This window comes from Bifidobacterium sp. ESL0798 (assembly GCF_029395415.1).
Classification (GTDB): Bacteria; Actinomycetota; Actinomycetes; order Actinomycetales; family Bifidobacteriaceae; genus Bifidobacterium.
The window spans coordinates 1-18,759 of sequence record NZ_CP113914.1; the positions used below are offsets into that span (position 1 = coordinate 1).

At 56.0% G+C, this 18,759-nt stretch carries 12 protein-coding genes and 1 pseudogene; 10 read left to right on the forward strand and 3 right to left on the reverse strand.

The annotated features are described in order from the left end of the window. Window positions 1–1,021 precede the first annotated feature (1,021 nt). The 9 genes and pseudogenes from dnaA to OZX74_RS00045 form a co-directional block, all read left to right on the forward strand. A pseudogene (gene dnaA / locus OZX74_RS00005) lies at window positions 1,022–2,074 on the forward strand (chromosomal replication initiator protein DnaA); the annotation flags it as partial. A gap of 715 nt (window positions 2,075–2,789) precedes the next feature. Continuing rightward, window positions 2,790–3,911, forward strand: a complete 1,122-nt coding sequence (dnaN, locus tag OZX74_RS00010) for a DNA polymerase III subunit beta (protein WP_277156578.1) — start codon at window positions 2,790–2,792, stop codon at window positions 3,909–3,911. 111 nt (window positions 3,912–4,022) lie between these two features. Continuing rightward, on the forward strand, window positions 4,023–5,234 hold the full coding sequence (recF, locus tag OZX74_RS00015) for a DNA replication and repair protein RecF (RefSeq protein ID WP_277156579.1): 1,212 nt from the start codon (window positions 4,023–4,025) through the stop codon (window positions 5,232–5,234). Further along, on the forward strand, window positions 5,231–5,734 hold the full coding sequence (locus tag OZX74_RS00020; protein WP_277156580.1) for a DUF721 domain-containing protein: 504 nt from the start codon (window positions 5,231–5,233) through the stop codon (window positions 5,732–5,734). The genes recF and OZX74_RS00020 overlap by 4 nt, the downstream gene beginning before the upstream one ends. A 406-nt stretch (window positions 5,735–6,140) precedes the next feature. Beyond that, a complete protein-coding gene (gene gyrB / locus OZX74_RS00025; protein ID WP_277157486.1) occupies window positions 6,141–8,246 on the forward strand; it encodes a DNA topoisomerase (ATP-hydrolyzing) subunit B in 2,106 nt (701 codons plus the stop codon). A 187-nt stretch (window positions 8,247–8,433) separates the two neighbouring features. After that, on the forward strand, window positions 8,434–11,160 hold the full coding sequence (gyrA, locus tag OZX74_RS00030) for a DNA gyrase subunit A (protein WP_277156581.1): 2,727 nt from the start codon (window positions 8,434–8,436) through the stop codon (window positions 11,158–11,160). A 491-nt stretch (window positions 11,161–11,651) separates the two neighbouring features. After that, window positions 11,652–12,206: a DUF3566 domain-containing protein gene (locus OZX74_RS00035; protein WP_277156582.1), complete on the forward strand. Its 555-nt coding sequence runs from the start codon at window positions 11,652–11,654 to the stop codon at window positions 12,204–12,206. A gap of 144 nt (window positions 12,207–12,350) precedes the next feature. Continuing rightward, window positions 12,351–12,962: a signal peptidase I gene (gene lepB / locus OZX74_RS00040; protein ID WP_277156583.1), complete on the forward strand. Its 612-nt coding sequence runs from the start codon at window positions 12,351–12,353 to the stop codon at window positions 12,960–12,962. A 42-nt stretch (window positions 12,963–13,004) separates the two neighbouring features. After that, a complete protein-coding gene (locus OZX74_RS00045) occupies window positions 13,005–14,102 on the forward strand; it encodes a VanZ family protein (RefSeq protein ID WP_277156584.1) in 1,098 nt (365 codons plus the stop codon). Window positions 14,103–14,178: 76 nt separating this feature from the next. Here the strand turns inward: OZX74_RS00045 and OZX74_RS00050 are convergent, their stop codons facing one another. Both OZX74_RS00050 and OZX74_RS00055 read right to left on the reverse strand, forming a co-directional pair. After that, window positions 14,179–14,883 (reverse strand): hypothetical protein, encoded by a 705-nt coding sequence (locus tag OZX74_RS00050; RefSeq protein WP_277156585.1) that lies wholly within the window; start codon window positions 14,881–14,883, stop codon window positions 14,179–14,181. Between the two features lie 544 nt (window positions 14,884–15,427). Beyond that, window positions 15,428–16,099, reverse strand: coding sequence for a hypothetical protein (locus OZX74_RS00055; RefSeq protein ID WP_277156586.1), 672 nt, complete (start codon window positions 16,097–16,099; stop codon window positions 15,428–15,430). Between the two features lie 289 nt (window positions 16,100–16,388). Between OZX74_RS00055 and OZX74_RS00060 the strand changes: the two genes are divergently transcribed. After that, complete coding sequence (locus OZX74_RS00060; protein ID WP_277156587.1) at window positions 16,389–16,847, forward strand: hypothetical protein; 459 nt, start codon at window positions 16,389–16,391, stop codon at window positions 16,845–16,847. A gap of 441 nt (window positions 16,848–17,288) precedes the next feature. Here the strand turns inward: OZX74_RS00060 and gdhA are convergent, their stop codons facing one another. Beyond that, on the reverse strand, window positions 17,289–18,635 hold the full coding sequence (gene gdhA, locus OZX74_RS00065; protein ID WP_277156588.1) for an NADP-specific glutamate dehydrogenase: 1,347 nt from the start codon (window positions 18,633–18,635) through the stop codon (window positions 17,289–17,291). Window positions 18,636–18,759 lie beyond the last annotated feature (124 nt).

The window sequence follows — 18,759 nt, forward strand, 5'->3', positions numbered from 1 at the left end:
CACCATGGCAGATGAGTCGAATGACCCGATAACCCAGGCCATACGGATTTGGGATGACGCCCTTGCGGTCTTGCGTCAGGATACTTCGATCACCCCGCGCAGCAAAGGATGGCTCGAGGGAGTCAGACCTGAAGGCGTGTTCGGACCGACCATCGTGCTTTGCGTCGCCAATAGCGCCACCCAGCAAGCCCTGCAAGGCGAACTCAACCATGCCCTGCTTGGGGCGCTGAAACTCGCGACAGGTCACGAGATGTTCCCCGCGTTCAAAATCGCGGAGCCGGAGGACGAAATCAATGATTCGACGGCAAACCCGGAAAACGCCCAGAATACGGCTTACTCCGCCCCGCAAAACCTTACGAACGGATCCGCTGATCCCAATCAGGCAAACGTAAGCCGCCCCGAGGCCAATGCGACCAGCGGAAACGGTTACGAAAACGTAGCGTCAGGGCAAGGCGACCAAATCGGCTCCTACTCTCAATACCGCCCCAATACCGGTGCCCCGCAGGCCCAAAACAACACTCCGCAGGCATCGCAGCTTTCATTTGATGAATCGGATCTTGTAGGGCACCAATCTTCCAGTGGCAATGAGAACCATGGTGGCGGTTCTTTCGCCAATCAGGCCGGGCGGGCGGCGAACGGCGAGACCGGACAGCGGTATGCACAGCCTTCCTATCCGCACCAATATCCGGATCATGATTTCAATGCGCAGCACACCGACAACGGAAAGCGCGACAACGAATCGCAAGGCCAGCCGTTCAGCAATGAAAAGGCCTACGCGGCCGAAACCGGGTTCCCCGCGTCCCGGCCTGCGCCTGAATCTCGGGGCGTTCAAAACAACCCGGAGTTCACCGGCGGCATCGGCAACCCTGCTAATCGAGCGAGCGCGACCAAGACAGCCACGCAGCCCTCACCATTTCCGACGCCCCAGACCGTTGGCCTCCAACCTTCGACGGCACAACCGGTTACGCAACCCGTTTCCCAACCGGTTTCCTCGTTTGAGGTGGACGACCAGAAAACCACGCGTGACCCCGAAACGCACTTGAACAAGAACGCGACCTTCGACACGTTCGTGCCCGGCGATTCCAACCGGTTCGCCCGCACGGTGGCGCTGGCCGTGGCCGAGGGCAGCGGCAAGGACTTCAACCCGCTCTGTATCTACGGCGGTTCCGGACTGGGCAAGACCCACCTCTTGAACGCCATCGGCAACTACGCGCTGGTCAAGGACAGCAGCCTCAAGGTCCGTTACGTCACCAGCGAGGAGTTCACCAACGAGTTCATCGAGGCGCTGCAGACCCCGAACCAGAGCCAGGGCCAGATCGCCGCGTTCAACCGCCGTTACCGTGAGGTCGACGTGCTGCTGATTGACGACATCCAGTTCCTGGGCGGCAAGGAAGCCACGCTCGAGCAGTTCTTCCACACCTTCAACGCGCTCTATCAGGCCGGCAAACGCATCGTCATCGCCTCCGACGTCGCGCCCAAGAATCTCAAGGGCTTCGAGGCCCGCCTGATCTCGCGCTTCGAATCGGGCCTGACCGTCGACGTCAAGCCGCCGGACCTCGAGACCCGTATCGCCATCCTGCGCATGATGGCCTCGATGAACCGCTCCAATATCCCCAACGACGTGCTCGACCTCATCGCCGAACGCTTCACCGAGAACATCCGCGAACTCGAAGGGGCGTTGACCCGTGTCACCGCCGTGGCGTCGCTCAGCAACCAGCCGGTTTCGCGTGCCTTGGCCGAGCAGACCCTGCAGGACTTCTTCACCACCGACGTCGAAATCAAGCCGACCGACATCATCGGTCAGGTGGCCAAGTACTTCCACCTGACCTTCGACGACCTCGTGGGCCGGGCACGCACCAAGAACGTCGCCCTGGCACGGCAGATCGCCATGTATCTGGCCCGTGAGATGACCAGCATGAGCTTGGTGGACATCGGCGAGGTCTTCGGCGGGCGCGACCACACCACCGTGATGCACGCCTACACCCGCATCTCCAACGAAATGCAGGAAAAGCAGGAGATCTACAACTACGTCATGGAACTGACGGTACGGCTGAAGCAACATCCCGAGGGTTAGTTTTTCGTCATTGAGTAGTTTAGGGATGACGTTGTCAAGATGTTTCGTTGGCTGGGCGCCCTTGCGCCCGCCTGTCATATCGGCATCATCATGCGTGATTATTCCAGACCGGTAGCTGGTGCGCAATGCGCGCGGAACAAGATTCGCATGCATTCGTTTTGTCGATAGACCTGATAGTTCAAATTCGGATTGGTGTTTTTAAAACGCTTTTCGAGAACGGCCGCGTTGGTTTCGGCGCCTCGATTCGCCTTTCAGCACGTTGGCTCTGAGACACGATTTTGCCGGTTTTTCAAGTTATTCACCCTGCGACACACCGGCTGTGGAAAAAAATATGGAAAACTTATCCACATAGTTATTCACAAATGTGGGGAAAGTCGGCGGATAAGCCGTGGATATTCACGATAAACGCGGTGGAAAAGTCGTGGATGAGTCTTCGAAAAGTGTGGATGAAAAATCGACAAAGCTCCGGCGGTGGATAACTTAGTGATTTATCCACAAATTCCCTCTTAGTTATCCACATGGCAACAACCTGTGGATAACGCTGTTCCTAAGCTATTTTGAAGGTTATCCACATATTCACCGTGCTTATTACCCTGATTACTACAGCAAACTTACGTTTCATCATGGTAAGCAAAGCGAGCAAGTTGAATCTGCATCTCACGATTAAAAGAAGCAACTAGAATAGAAGCCAGTTATCACCCAAAGTAGGAGCATTATGAAAGTCGAAATCAACTCCACCGCGCTTGCGGACGCAGTTGCCTGGACCACTCGTGTCATCGATACACGGCCAGCCAACCCGATTCTTGCCGGAATCAAACTTGAAGCCGCCGACGGAACATTGCAACTTTCCGCCTTCAATTACGAAATTTCCGCTCGTCACCACATCGAAGCCGGCGTCGATGAAGCAGGAAAAGTACTCGTCCAAGGCAAGCTTTTGGCCGATATCACCAAGGCTTTGCCCCAGGAAAAAGCGTATCTTTCCACTACCGATACCACGTTGACGATTTCGTCGGGAAAGTCGACATTCACGTTGCAGCTTATGCCGGAATCTGAATATCCTGATCTTCCTCAAGCCCCGGCCCTGCTGGGCCAGGTCGATGCCCCGACTTTTGTCCAATCGGTTTCCCAAGCTTCCGTCGCGGTTTCGCACGAAGAAAACCGTCCGGTCCTCACCGGCGTGCGCATCCAGTTCAATGGCGAAAAAGTCGTGATGACCTCGACCGATCGTTTCCGTCTTTCCCGGTCCAGCTTCACTTGGACTCCCCAGGACGCCAACCTTGAAACCGAGACGTTGGTTCGCGGTTCTCTGCTGCGCGATGTGGCTCGTGCCGTTGACGAACACCAGAACGTCATCATCGATTTCAACCCGGAAAGCCCGTCATTGCTCGGTTTTGAAAATGCCGGTCGCGTTTCGACCTCGCAGTTGATTGATGGCGAGTTCCCCGCGGTTGACAGGCTTTTCGCAGATGAATACCCGATTGAAGCCGTGATTTCCAAGGAATCTCTGCTTGGTGCCATCAAGCGTGTGGCGCTCGTTGCAGAACGTAATGCGCCGATTCGCATGGTTTTCGAAGGCCAGACATTGACACTTTCGGCCGGAACCGCCGATGAATCACAGGCCAAGGAAGTGCTCGATATCGACATGGACGGAGAAAACATCACGGTCGCGTTCAACCCGTCGTATCTGATTGAGGGTCTGAGTGCGATTACCGAACCGTTCGTACGCATGAAGATGACCACCGCAGTGAAACCAGTCGAGTTCAACGGGCAGCAGGAAGCCGATTCCGACGAATCACTGGATTATCGTTATCTGCTGGTGCCAATGCGGTTCAACTGATTGAAGGGAAACGAAATTTATCTTACGGTGTTCACTAAATTTGACAGACGCCGTAAGATATTTTTCTTTTCCGGTTTGTTATTATCCGAATATTTAAAGTAAGGGGTTCGGGTGTATATCTCACGACTGGCGCTTGACCATTTTCGGTCGTGGCCGCACCTTGTCGTTGATTTCACGCCAGGCGTGACTATCCTCAAAGGCGCGAACGGGTTGGGCAAAACCAACATCGTGGAGGCCGTCGAAGTCCTGTCCACCGGATCCAGTCACCGTGTCTCTGGCTCTTTGCCGCTGATTGAACGGGGTGAGACCAAGGCGACCATTCGTGCCAACGTCAATGAAGATGATGATGAGACCACCTATGAAGTGACCATCGCGGCTCGGGGAGCCAACCGTGGGCGTATCAATGGCGGGAATTCGCTGTATATGCGCAATATCGTCGGCAAAGTGCCGAGTGTTTCGTTCACGCCGGATGACCAACGATTGGTGGCCGGCGATCCGGCGGGAAGGCGCGGATTTCTTGACCAGGCTGGATCGCTGCTGATTCCCGGTTATGCCGCCAATCTTTCCAATGCCAACAAAATCGCCAAGCAAAGGGCCGCGCTTTTGAAGCAGCTTGGGCAACGCAGCGAACCCGCAGATGCTCAGAATGCCGCGCTTAACGGCTTGGAAATATGGACCGGACAGTTCATTGCCGTCGGCGTCGCACTGACCCGAGCACGCGCCGGATTGATTGAACGCCTGGCCGGGCCGTTTTCACGCATTTATGATGAGCTTGCCGGCAAGCCGCAGCATGCGGGCCTTGAATATGCGCCCTCATATGAGGAAGTGTTGGATTTCGATCAGCCCGAACCGGAAATCAGCAAGCATTATCAGCGGTTATATGCAGGTGAAATCGCACGCGGACGCAACCTGATCGGCCCGCACCGCGACGATATGGTATTGACGCTTGACGGGATGCCGGCCCGCGAATTCGCCTCGAATGGCGAGATGTGGACCATGGCGCTCGCCTTGAAAATGGCGCTGTTCAACGAGATCGCACAAGCTCAACAGGTCAAACCGATTGTCATCTTGGATGATGTTTTCGCACAGCTCGACGAGACCCGGCGCAGGCAGATCCTCGATTTTGCGATGCAGCAGGATCAAGTGCTCATCACTGTGGCCGCGGCCGGCGATATTCCGCCGGATGCCACTCGTGGTGGCGATACCAGCATCATCGACGTCGCCGAACTCAAGGCAGGTGCAGAAGATGAGAACGCGAATCTCGTGGCGCAATTGCAGGCCGCGAGGGAAAACAACACTGACGGTGACGGAGCACAATCATGAAGCCGCCGATTGCCGAACAACTGCATCTCGATCAGCGCAAGCTACCGGCCGAAGTTTTCAACCGGCTTTCCTCACGAGCCGGAGCACGAAAAGAGTGGAAAGAACGTGAGGAAAGCGCGTGGAACAACTTCGGCAAGCCAGGACGCGACCCGGGCAAGCTCGGCGGTGTCATGTCCGTTATCGCCGCCGACGGCGATTGGACCCCGCATCTGAAGCTCGCGCAACTGCGCAACCACTGGGATCAGGTGGTCGGTCCTGCCATCGCCAGTCATTCTGTGGTCACCGATTTCCGTGACGGCGTGCTCACCATCAACACCGAATCCAACACCTGGGCCACGCAGCTGACCTATCTCATCCCCCAGCTCACCGCGACCATCCGTCAGCGTCTCAACGGCTTGGAAATTCGCGAAATTCGCGTCACAGGCCCACAATCGCATAACTTCCGGCGTGGAGGTCGGTTCAACCGTCGGTTCGGTGGCGCTGGTCGTCGTTATTCGTAGGATATTCTTAAAAATCAGCCATCCGGCCTCATCGATTGTCACTGTTTTCTGGCTATTGCAAAATTATGTCAAATAAGGAATGCTGAAAATCATCGACTCGGCAATAGTGCTGAATGATGTCCATGTGGATGATCGATGGTGCAGTGGTCGTACCGGGTGCGGTATTCGCGTTGGAAACACCTGATTGCGGCGAAAGGGACGAAATCGTCGGTTTGATTCCATTGCGTGACAAAAATTTCATCTTTTGGGGGTAATGCCTTGAAAGTCCCCATATCCGAGTAAAATGACTGTTATATGGTTAAACCTCTAGAAGCCCCCGTTATTTGCTTTCTAGAGTGTATCGCCCCCGCAGGAAGCCTTTCGTGCGAGGGAACATGCAGGAAGGAACCTTGTGGCAGATTCAGCAATGAATAACGAGAATACCAATGCCGCCGATGAAGGTGACAACGAACTCAAAACCGAAGCGCAGATTGAGGCGGAAACCGACGATTTGGAAGATGCACAGCTTGATGATTCGCTCGCGCCTGAGCACTATGACGCCAGCGATCTGAGGGTGTTGGAAGGTCTGGAGGCCGTACGTATCCGTCCTGGTATGTACATCGGTTCCACAGGTCCGCGAGGTTTGCACCATCTGGTCTATGAAATCGTTGACAACTCCGTCGATGAAGCGCTCGCAGGCTACGCGACCCATATCGAAGTCACCATTTTGCCGGACAACGGCGTGCGCGTGGTCGACAACGGCCGCGGCATCCCCGTCGACGAAGTGCCCGGCGAGGGTGTTTCCGGCGTCGAGACGGTGATGACCAAGCTGCATGCCGGCGGCAAGTTCGGCGGCGGCGGTTACGCGGTTTCCGGCGGTCTGCACGGCGTCGGCATCTCCGTGGTCAACGCGCTCTCCACCGAAATCGACGTGGAAGTGCGCCGTCAGGGCTATCACTGGATGCAGAACTTCCACGACCAGCACGCGGTAGCCCCGTTGAAGCAGGGTGCCCCGATGGCCGAGGGCGAGTCCACCGGCACGTCGGTGACGTTCTGGGCCGATCCCAAGATCTTCGAAACCACCGAATACGATTTTGAAACCCTCCGCTCCCGCTTCCAGCAGATGGCGTTCCTTAACAAGGGACTTCGTATCACACTGACCGACGAGCGCAAGCACAACGTCGCCGGAGACGAGGTCGCAGGCGAGGACGACGTGACCGAGGAAAAGCCGGAAACCGTCTCCTATTGCTATCAGAACGGCATCAAGGATTATGTCGCCTATCTGGTGAAGTCGCGCAAGACCACGCCGATCGAAGACGAGGTCATCGATCTTGAGGCCGAGGATCTGAAGCTCGGCATCTCTGCCGAAATCGCGCTGCAGTGGACCACCGCCTATTCCGAGGCCGTGCACACCTTCGCCAACACAATTTCCACCACGGAAGGCGGCGCTCACGAAGAGGGCTTCCGCGCGGCGCTGACCAGCTTGGTCAATCGCTACGCGCGCGACAAGAACTTGCTGAAGGAGAAGGATGACAACCTCTCAGGCGACGATGTGCGCGAGGGTTTGACTGCCGTTGTCTCCGTCAAGCTCACCAACCCGCAGTTCGAAGGCCAGACCAAGACCAAGCTCGGCAATTCCGAGGCCAAGACCTTCGTGCAGCGCGTGATGACCGACCGCCTCGGCGATTGGTTCGACGCCCACCCCAGCGATGCCAAGAACATCATCCAGAAGGCGCTTGAAGCCTCGCATGCACGTATCGCCGCCAAGAAGGCCCGCGAGAACACGCGCCGCAAGTCCGTCTTCGAGACCGCCGGCATGCCCGACAAGCTGAAGGACTGCCAGTCCAACAACCCCGAGGAATGCGAGCTGTTCATCGTCGAGGGCGATTCCGCAGGCGGCTCCGCCATCCAGGGCCGCAACCCGATCACGCAGGCAATCCTGCCGCTTCGTGGCAAGATTTTGAACACCGAGCGTGCCTCCATCGACCGCATCATGAAGTCGGATACCATCGAGGCGCTGATTACGGCCGTCGGCGGCGGTTACGGCGAGGAGTTCGACCTGAACAAGGTTCGTTACCACAAGGTCATCATCATGGCCGATGCAGATGTCGACGGCGCCCATATCGCCACCCTCAACCTGACGCTCTTCTTCCGCTATATGCGCCCGATGATCTACGCCGGCTACGTCTACGTCGCCATGCCGCCGCTGTATCGCATCAAATGGACCAAGGGTGCGCACAGCTTCGTCTACACCGACGCCGAACGCGACCGTGTCTTGAAGGAAGGCCGTGAGGCTGGACGCCAGCTGCCGAAGGGCGAAGGCATCCAGCGCTACAAGGGCTTGGGCGAGATGAGCTACCAGGAGCTGTGGGGCACCACCATGGACCCCGAGCACCGCATTTTGAAGCAGGTGACGATCGAGGACGCGGCTCAGGCCGATGAGACCTTCTCCATGCTGATGGGCGACGAGGTAGGCCCGCGCCGCGAATTCATCCAGCGCAATGCCCCGAGTGCGAAGTTCATCGACGCGTAAGAGATGAACCGAATGATACAGCCATCGACGCGTAGTGTGCGGAGATGAACCTGTAAGCAAGATTCTCGGAAAATAATCGAATATCGAATGTGGTTATAGATACTAAAGAATGGATTATAGCCGCATTCGATACAACGATACCGATGGAACAACAGACTTAGTGAATCAATAAACATAAGGATTTACAGTGGCAGACGAAAACAACAATAACAACGACGACAGCGAGGGCGCACAGCCTTTGCCCGACGGCTCCCTTGAGCCGCTGAGCCCGCAGGAAGCCGACAACACCGATTACGGCCTGATGACCGGCGAACGCATCCAACCGATTGAAATCGGTCAGGAAATGCGCGAATCCTACCTCGCGTATTCACTTTCCGTAATCGTCGAACGTGCGCTCCCCGACGTGCGCGACGGCATGAAGCCCGTGCACCGCCGCGTGATCTACGCGATGTACGATGGCGGCTATCGTCCCGACCGCGGCTACAACAAGTGTTCCCGCGTCGTCGGCGATGTTATGGGCAAGTACCACCCGCACGGCGATTCCGCCATCTACGACACGTTGGTGCGTATGGCCCAGTCGTGGTCGATGCGCTACATGCTGGTCGACGGCCAGGGCAACTTCGGCTCCCCGGGCGACGATCCCGCAGCCGCCATGCGTTACACCGAGTGCCGTATGGCGCCGCTCGCGATGGAAATGGTGCGTGACATCGATAAGGACACCGTCGATTTCGTGCCGAACTACGACGGCAAGACGCAGGAGCCGACCGTGCTTCCCGCCCGCTTCCCCAACCTTCTGGTCAACGGTTCCTCCGGCATCGCCGTGGGCATGGCTACCAACATCCCGCCGCACAACATGCGCGAGGTGGCCGACGGCGTGCACTGGGCGCTGGACCACCCGGACGCCACCAAGGAAGAGCTGCTCGAGGCGCTGCTGCAGCGCATCAAGGGCCCGGACTTCCCCACCGGCGCCACGATTCTCGGCCACAAGGGCATCGAGAAGGCCTATCGCACCGGCCGTGGCCTCATCACCATGCGCGCCGTGGTCAACACCGAGGAGATCAAGGGCCGTATGTGCCTGGTGGTCACCGAGCTGCCGTATCAGGTCAACCCCGATCGCCTCGCCGCTTCGATTCGTGATGCGGTGCGCGACGGCAAGATCCAGGGCATCGCCGACATGCGCGACGAGACCTCCGGCCGCACCGGCCAGCGTTTGGTGCTCATCCTCAAGCGCGACGCCGTGCCGAAGGTCGTGCTGAACAACCTCTACAAGCACACCCAGCTGCAGGAGACGTTCGGCGCGAACATGCTCGCGTTGGTCGACAATGTGCCGCGCACACTGTCGCTTGACGCATTTGTCAGCCACTGGGTCGACCACCAGATGGAAGTCATCGACCGTCGTACCCGCTACTTGAAGCGTGAGGCCGAAGACCGCGACCACATCCTGCAGGGTTACCTGAAGGCGCTGGACATGATCGAAGAGGTCATCGCCCTGATTCGTGCCTCCAAGGATGTCGAAACCGCACGTACCGGTCTTGAAGACCTGCTTGATGTCGACGATGTGCAGGCCGACGCGATTCTGGCCATGCAGCTGCGTCGTCTCGCCGCCCTGGAACGCCAGAAGATCGTGGACGAGCACAACGAGCTGATGAAGAAGATCGCCGATTACAACGACATTCTCGCCAGCCCTGAACGCGAACGCAAGATCGTGGGCGACGAGCTCGACGAGATCGTGGCCAAGTACGGCGACGAACGTCGCACTAAGATCTTGCCGTTCTCCGGCGAGATGAGCGACGAAGACCTCATCGCCGACGAAAACGTGGTCGTCACCGTGACGCACTCCGGCTTCGTTAAGCGCACCAAGGCCGACGAATACCGCGCCCAGCACCGCGGCGGCAAGGGCATCAAGGGTGCCAAGCTGCGTCAGGACGACGTGGTCGACCACTTCTTCCTCACCTCCACGCACAACTGGATCCTCTTCTTCACCAACCGTGGTCGCGTCTTCCGCTTGAAGGCCTATGAGCTGCCGGAAGGTTCCCGCGATTCCAAGGGTCAGCATGTGGCCAACCTGCTGCAGCTCTCCCCCGACGAGTCCATCCAGGCCGTGCTGTCCATCCCGAACTACGAAGTCGCTAAGTACCTGGTGCTCGCCACCCGCTCCGGCAAGGTCAAGAAGACCCCGCTGGCGCAGTACGATTCCACCCGTCAGGGCGGGCTGATCGCCGTGCGCCTGATGGAGGATCCGGAGACCGGCGAGACGGCCGACGAACTGATCGGCGCCACGCTGTGCAACGCGGAAGACGACATCATCTTGGTTTCCAAGCACGGCATGAGCTTGAAGTTCAAGGCCGATGACGAGCAACTGCGTCCGATGGGCCGCCAGACCGCAGGCGTGCAGGGCATGAAGTTCCGCGAAGGCGACGAACTGCTGGCGATGGACGTGGTCCGCGCCGACATGGAAGACGATCTGAGCCTGCTCGTGGTCACCAACGAAGGCTTCGCCAAGCGTACCTCTATCAGCCAGTATCGTCTCCAGGGCCGTAATGGTTTTGGTGTCAAGGCGCTGCAGATGAACGAAGACCGCGGTGAGCTGGTGGGCGCGGTCATCGTCACCGACACCGACCAGATCATGGCCATCATGAAGTCCGGCAAGGTCATCCGTTCCGATGTCAGCGAGGTCAAGCGCACCGGCCGTAATACGCAAGGTGTGACGCTCGCCAAGCCTGACAAGAACGACGAGATCCTCTCCATCGCTCGCAACACCGACACCGATGACGACGAGGCCGAAGACAACGCGGAGAATAGCGAAGGCGCCGATAACGCCGATGCTTCTGATTCCGCCGATTCCGCTACCGCCACCCCAGCGAACGATGATTCGGCTTCGTCCGCCGACAACAGTGACGAGACAACCGAGTGATGCTCAATAGATAGCTGAGTCGTTCAACTGAACGACAGACAACGCCGCGGCCGCTGGTACCAATGAGGTACAGGCGGCCGCAGTGTTTCTATGAGATAATCGTGTGAAAGATACGCAACGATGATGTCGGCTAGGTGAACGATGAAAAAGATACGGATGGCGATATCCGGCTTTATCGGCTGTCTGGCCCTGGTTGACGTGGGGCTGACGATTTGTTTGGATTCCATTCCATTGCATGGTTCTGATCTTTCCCCTCTGACGCTGTGATCAAGCACAGCAATGAAAATCCGGATCCCGAATACTGGACCACTGAACGAATCCGGAATGCCAAGCCCGAACATATGCCGACTGTCGAATAGCCGAATATCCATCGCAGAAATTGCAGCAATGCGCATTATCTTTCGTCCCCAAAGACTGATAGCCTTTTAACAGGTTGTTTGCGCGGGAATAAGCGATTTTGAGCGGTCCGTGTGGTGGGTCAAGGAGTAATAATGAACGAAAACGTTGACGGTAATCAGTCGCGTCAGGTCAAGAACACGGCTGCAGGTGCTTCGGAATCCGAGCGCTCACCCCGTGTCGCCCGTTCCGTTCTTGGGGAAAGCTCCGGCTCCAAACCCGAATCCGCCTCGTGGCCGTTGAACAATCAGGGCGCCGGCAAGAAAAGTTCGCGTCCGCGTACGCCTCGTGCGCGTCGTATGAGCCTTTCGCTCACCCGCGTCGACGCGTGGTCTGTGGCCAAGGTGACGCTTCTGCTTTCGGTGGCGGCCGGCATCATCCAAATCGTTGCGGTTGCGCTTATCTGGGCGCTGTTGAACGTGGTCGGCGTTTTCGACCAGGTCACGCAGATCGTTTCTTCCACCGGCCTTGACACCGGCGGCTTCAACCTGGCAAGCATTTTCTCGCTGGGAACCGTACTCAGCGCCGTCACGATTCTATCCATCGTGGAAGTCGTTGTGGCAACGTTGTTCGCGGTCATCATCGCGGCTCTTTATAATGTAATCAGCCAGCTTGTCGGGGGCGTGCACGTCACTCTCGGCGATGACTGACAGGCGCAATTGGCGATTATGGGACGAAAATAAATGGAGAATAAACGGTCGAAGGGCAGATCAAAGCGACATGCTTTAGACAATAAGTCTTCCAAGAAAAAAAAGAGAAAAGGTCCCGAGCACGCGAAAGACGTTTCGGGGCAAATGCGGGTTGCGGACATTATTTCCACTCTTATCTACTGCATGGTTGCCGTCATTATCGTCAGTTTTTTGCGTATATTCGTGGTCGGTTTCTACGTCGTCCCTTCCCGTTCCATGGAAACGACGCTTGATATCGGCGATCACATCGTCACCAATCGTCTCGCCAAACCGATTTTGAAACTGCGGCGCGGAGATGTCGTGGTATTCAAGGATCCGGCGAATTGGCTGAAATCCGAAAATGCTTTCGCCTCCAACGATTTGGTCAAAAGACTGATCGGGCTGCCCGGCGATGTGGTGGCCTGCAAGGGCTACGGAGAACCGGTGACGATCAATGGTGTGCCCATCGACGAATCCTCGTATCTGAAAGCCGGGGAAAAACCAAGCAAATTCGCCTTCAAAGTGAAGGTCACGCCGGGTAATGTGTTCGTGCTTGGCGACAATCGTGGCAACTCGGCCGATTCCCGTTACCACCCCAATGACGGCAACCGCGGCCTCGTCCCGCTTGACCGTATCAAGGGCGTCGCCATGCTCACCTACATGCCCGCCGGCAGGTTCGGTGTGGTCCATGCCCACCATGATGTGTTTGCGAAGGTCGGCGGCGTCGCGCATTCGTAATGTTCAAGGATTTCGTAAACCGCGTCCGCTAAAGTGGCTGTTGTGATTGCCTATATCAGGACCTTCAGTACCTCGTTCATTCTCGCGATGGCGATTTGGCCGTTCCTCTCGGCTGTGCTGACCCTGCCGATTCTTGCCGGGATGTATCACCGCTACCACCGTCTGCGTTCCAGTGCGGTGCTGGCGGCATATCTGTGCGTGCTGTACGCGCTTGGGCTGGTCACGTTCACGCTCTACCCGATGCCCGACGATCCGGCGAAATACTGCCTGACGCATGCGCATCATCCGCAGCTTAATATCATGCGTTTTATGAGTGATCTGGCGTTTGGCGGCAAATCCGCGGTGTTGCAGCTGTTGCTCAATATTGCCTTCTTCGTTCCTCTTGGGTTCGCGCTTTCCCGCTGGGCGCGCTGGAAGTTCTACGCGGTGATTCCCGCCGGATTCCTGGTGTCCCTGTTTATCGAAACCTCTCAGCTTACGGGCGTTTGGCATATCTACCCTTGCGCTTACCGCCAGTTTGACGTCGATGATCTGCTGACCAATACGTTGGGCGCGATCATCGGCTGTTTCATCGCGTGGATATATGGGGCGCTGGTGCCGGTGCGCAAGGTCGAGGATCGCAACGAAGTCATCGAAAAGCCGGGACTGCTGCATCGCGCTGTCGCGCTGGTGATCGATCTGATATTTATCGCTGTCGTGGATGGGTCGTTGACGCTCGGCTCGATTTATCTCTTCCAGAAATCCTCCAGATACCTTCCCGATGGCACGTATCTCTTCCTTGGACACGCTTTCGGCACTGGCGTATCGGACGGGCTGGCGCAGTTCTTCACCCTGCTTTCGTTTGCCGTCTTCGAGATGCTCATTCCGATGACGCACCGTGGACAGACGCTTGGCGGTATGTTTACGCACATGAGCTGTGAGACTAAGGAACGCCACGGCTGGATGCGCGTGCTCTTTTACGTGGTGCGCTTGGTGGTGCTGATGCTCGCCACGATGCTGTTCGCATCTGCCACCCGCCAGCTCGGCATCATCGTTCTGGTGGCGCTGGTCGTTTTCTGGGTCTTCGCCCGCCAGATGCCCTATGATCTCATCCCCGGCCGTGAGTGGAATGAGGGCGATTACCGCGAAATGCCAATGTGAATGTGAGCGTGATTCTGGTTGGGAGCCTCAGGTTCGGTCAGCCATGGCAGGATTCCGTGGTTTTTAGTACTTGGCTTTAGTACCGTTCGGTATTGGCTACCAGCCATTCGTAGAGAAAAATGCTAAATAGTGTCAATGCCGTTGCGCATATTATTTGCGGCACAAACCTGCGCAGAAATATGGCTACGAGAATGGACAGGATAGCGAATAGGACGGAGAGATACATCGTGCCTTTTAAGCTACGAAGATATCTATAATCCGGGCGCAGATATATTCGATAACAGCAGACAAAAGTTGATATGATAAGTATACATTGTGTGATTGTCACCACCCATGATACTGATGAGAGAGCTTGAAATTCCGCTATCGCTTCCCAAACACTCACAAGAAAAATTGCCAATAAGGAAAAAATAACGATGTAAAGCAGCAAGCGTCGGCGGCCGAAATGTTTGTGTTGGGTTTTGGAATCCAGCTCATCAGGCCTAAAGCCAACGCCCGCGGATTCATCTTTGAAACGTAATCTTGCCCAAGTCTGTTGGGTTGTTGCTGGTGATTTTGGTATTGCCGATGCGTTGTTTTGCAGCAGCGCCTTTTTCTCGTCTAAAAATCGTTGGGCTTTATCGTCGACTTTGCGTTGCGAGATAATCGCGAAAAGAGCAGGGACCAATCCTATTACCGTGACCAAAAAGTGCCACGAACCATATAAAGGGGAAACGAATATGACCAACGGCAATAAAAGAAATGATGTGCCTGCGAGGGCGGTGGTAAGGTTGGCCATCATTGAGTACCATAATGCGTTTCTTTCAGTTTTCTTCCTGGCCCGCCTTATCTCTACAATTCCAAAGCATGCGAAGGGAATCGATTCCAACATGCACAGAAAAGCCAAAAGCTCTGTAATGGTAGTGGGGCTTGCGGTGAGCGATATAGAGAAACTTGTTACGAATATGAGGCATCCGACTACGAGTAGAATCCACCCCGCGTTACTGTGAAATCGGTTGACCTTTTTGTTGGTTATCGAAGTTAAGTATGCGAAATAAGACGAGGTTGGATCGTTCCCGTAGCGCTCATTTGGGTGTTCAACGTCTTCGGTTTCCGGTGTTCTATACACGTTGCGTTCCTCTCTTCGCGCCGATATGCAATCAATGGCTGTGAATTTCGGGTGTTTTCGCTTGTTTGTGACGGTGGTGTTTAGTCGCCAAAGATGTGGTGGTTTATAGGTTGTACCAGCCGTTTCTCTTTGCCGCAGGCGGCCAGTGGCAGGGTGGCGGCGAGTGCGGTCGTGATGGGAGTTATCACAATTCGAAGCGTACGGAGGTGTCTGCTTGTCATTTCGTGGTGTCCTCGGATGGTTCCGGTTCGGGGTTGGCTGGCGGGTCTGGTTCGATGAGCTGTATGGAGTCGGCGATGTGGTTGAATTCCATGGCTCGGGCGAGCAGGTGTTCGGTGGAGGAGGTCATGGAGATTATCGCCTCTTTGCCGTGTGCGGGCAGGATAATCGTGACGTTGTATTGAGAATCAGTTGTTTCGGGATTGGTAAGGTAACCAAGCATGCCGATGTCGTTGCCGTAGTATGTGCCGTCTTCTGTGAGATTGCTGTAGTGTTTGGTGGCGTACTGGATGATTGATGCGTCCGGGTTCTTTTCGATGAGTGTCTGGCGCAGGGCGGCGAGTCTGGCGTCGGTGTCTTTTTGCCAGGTCCGTTCGCTTGGCTGGGCGATGACGTAGGCCGTATCCGTCTTGCAGCGCAGGATGGTGATTTTCGATAGTGCGTCGAGCATGAGTCGGATGGTCTTGCCATCGGGTTTGCCGTTTGGTTCACTTGGCACTCCGCTGGCTTCCAGTTTGTCGTATATCGCTAGGTAATCGGCCATCCCCTCGTTGCCGGTCTGGATGGGCGGGCGCTGCTCATAGTTGTCCGACAGCGGTATCGCCACGGCTCCGTTGAGGATGGTCGTCATGGTGTCGGTGCTGATAATACTATCTGTTTCAGTGCTCATTTGTGTCGCTCTCTTTATGAGTGTTGTGTTGTTATAGGTTGTGCCAGCCGTTACCTCTGCCGTAGGGGTCTTGCGACCAGAGGTATTGCCGTGTGGGTTGGCCGGTGTGGCAGTCGTAGAGGTTGATCTGCATGTCCCATGGTCCGGTGCCGCCTTCCAGGTAGTAGAGGTCGCCGTTGATTTTTGGGATACTACCGAGTGTGGTGAGGTATTCTTTGTCGTTGACTTGGTTGTCGCACCATAGGGAGAGGGTTTTGCCGTCTTTACTGATTTGGAACCGATAGCCGTTGTGCTTTTCCTTGGCATCTTTGTCAAATGCTTGTTCGAATTCTTTTCGTTCTTTGAGGCCTTCGTTGATATTGTTTTTCAGCTGTTTTTCGGTTGCGGTGGCGATTATGTCGCCGTCGGGTGTGGCGTATGCGTCGGTGTATTTGTCATGTTGTTCCTTAAGTATTTGGGCTGTTTTTTCGGGGGAATCACCGTCTTTGTCAGAGAAATAGTATTTGATAAAGAATTTGTCGTAGGTGATGGTCTTGGTTTTTCCTTATCGGTCTGGTTTTCGCCGGGTGTTGTGTTCTGTGATTGTGTGGTCGGGTTTTCTGTACTTGGTGTGCTGGTGCCACATCCGGCAAGAGAAACAGATATGCACAAAACCGTAATCATTAAGGTGATGGTTGATCCTAGTCGTGTTTTTGTATGCATGGTGCCGTTCTTCCTAATTGCATTTCGTTCGGAACGATGGATATAACAAGATTCGCTGTCTTCTATCAATGAAGTAGATATGCTTCAGAATACTAATGAACATCAATTTGTGTTTATTTCGCCAGCCCGAGTATCCCGGCTCCGATGAGAGATGTAATAAGTAATGCCATGAGCGCGGCTCCAGATACTAAATCGCCAGAAGAAACTCTTCGGTATATTTATATCATATATAAATAGAAAATATTGCTTAATGATTATTTATACAAAGTGCGCTTTTTTGACGGTGGTGTGGGAAACATGCAATTTACTGAGGCTTAAGTGCACTTTTTTGACGGTAGTGTGGGAAACATGCAATTTATTGAGGCTTAAGTGCACTTTTTTGACGGCGGAGATGCGAAACCCGCCAACTGGTGTGAGGCTAGTGGCGGGTTGTAGTTTGCAGCCGCGCGGATGTGCTCAGTAATCGAACGCATCCACCCGGTTGAGCTCAGCAGACGCCTTGGGCAACCATGGCGTTGGCGACCTTCACGAAGCCGGCGGCATTGGCGCCGAGCATCAGGTCGCCCTCGTGGCCGTATTCCTTCGCAGCGGCGAGCGAAGTGGCGACGATGTTCTCCATGATGTCCTTGAGCTTGCTGTCGACCTCTTCGAAGGTCCAGCTCAAACGGTACGAATTCTGGCTCATCTCGAGACCGGAAACGGCAACACCGCCGGCGTTCGAGGCCTTGGCGGGCCCGTAGAGCAGGCCGGCCTTCTGATAAGTCTCGATGGCTTCGGGCGTGGACGGCATGTTCGCGCCTTCGCACACGACCTTGCAGCCATTAGCCACCAGCGCGGCTGCGGATTCGCCGTCGACCTCGTTCTGGGTGGCGCACGGCAGTGCGATGTCGCACTTCACGGTCCAGACGCCCTTGCTGCCTTCGTGGTATTCGGCACCTGGCACCCGGTCGGCGTACTCGCGGATCCGTCCGCGGTGGGTGAGCTTGATGTCCTTGACCACGTCGAGCTTGATGCCGTCCGGATCGTAGACGTAACCGTTGGAATCGGAGCAGGTAACGACCTTCGCGCCCATCTCCTGCGCCTTTTCGATGGCGAAGATGGCGACGTTGCCGGAGCCGGAGATCACGACGGTCTTGCCCTCGAACGAGTCGTTGCGAAGCGTGCGCAGCGCGGCGGCGGTGTAATAGCAGAGGCCGTAGCCGGTGGCCTCGGTGCGGGCCAGCGAACCGCCGTATTCCAGGCCTTTGCCGGTCAGCACGCCGGAATACTCGTTGCGGATGCGCTTGTACTGGCCGAAGAGGTAGCCGATCTCGCGCGCGCCCACGTTGATGTCGCCGGCGGGCACGTCGGTGAACTGGCCGATATGGCGCTGCAGCTCGGTCATGAAGGCCTGGCAGAAGCGCATGACTTCGCCATCCGAACGCCCCTTCGGGTTGAAATCAGAGCCGCCCTTCGCGCCGCCCATGGGCAGGCCGGTCAGCGAATTCTTTAGCACCTGCTCGAAGCCGAGGAACTTGATGACGGATTCGGTCACCGTCGGGTGCAGGCGAAGGCCGCCCTTATAAGGTCCGATGGCGGAGTTGAACTGGATGCGATAGCCGCGGTTGACCTGCACGTGGCCCTCGTCGTCGACCCAGGCGACGCGGAACTTGATGGCACGCTCGGGCTCGACCAAGCGCTCGAGGATGCCGTTCTTCTCGTACTCCGGATGCTTTTCGACAACCGGTTCCAAAGTCTCAAAGACCTCGCGGACGGCCTGCAGGAACTCGGGCTGGTCGCCGTCACGCTTTTCCACCTGCGCATAGACGCGCTTGACATACTCATTGGTCAGCATTGGTACTCCATTGTTGTGTTGATATTGCGGTTTTTATTCTAAGAATCTCAAAGGTTCGGCGAAAGGACGGGTTCAAAAAAATCGGATATTTTTTTGTGCCGTTAACGAAACGGAAACATAATGT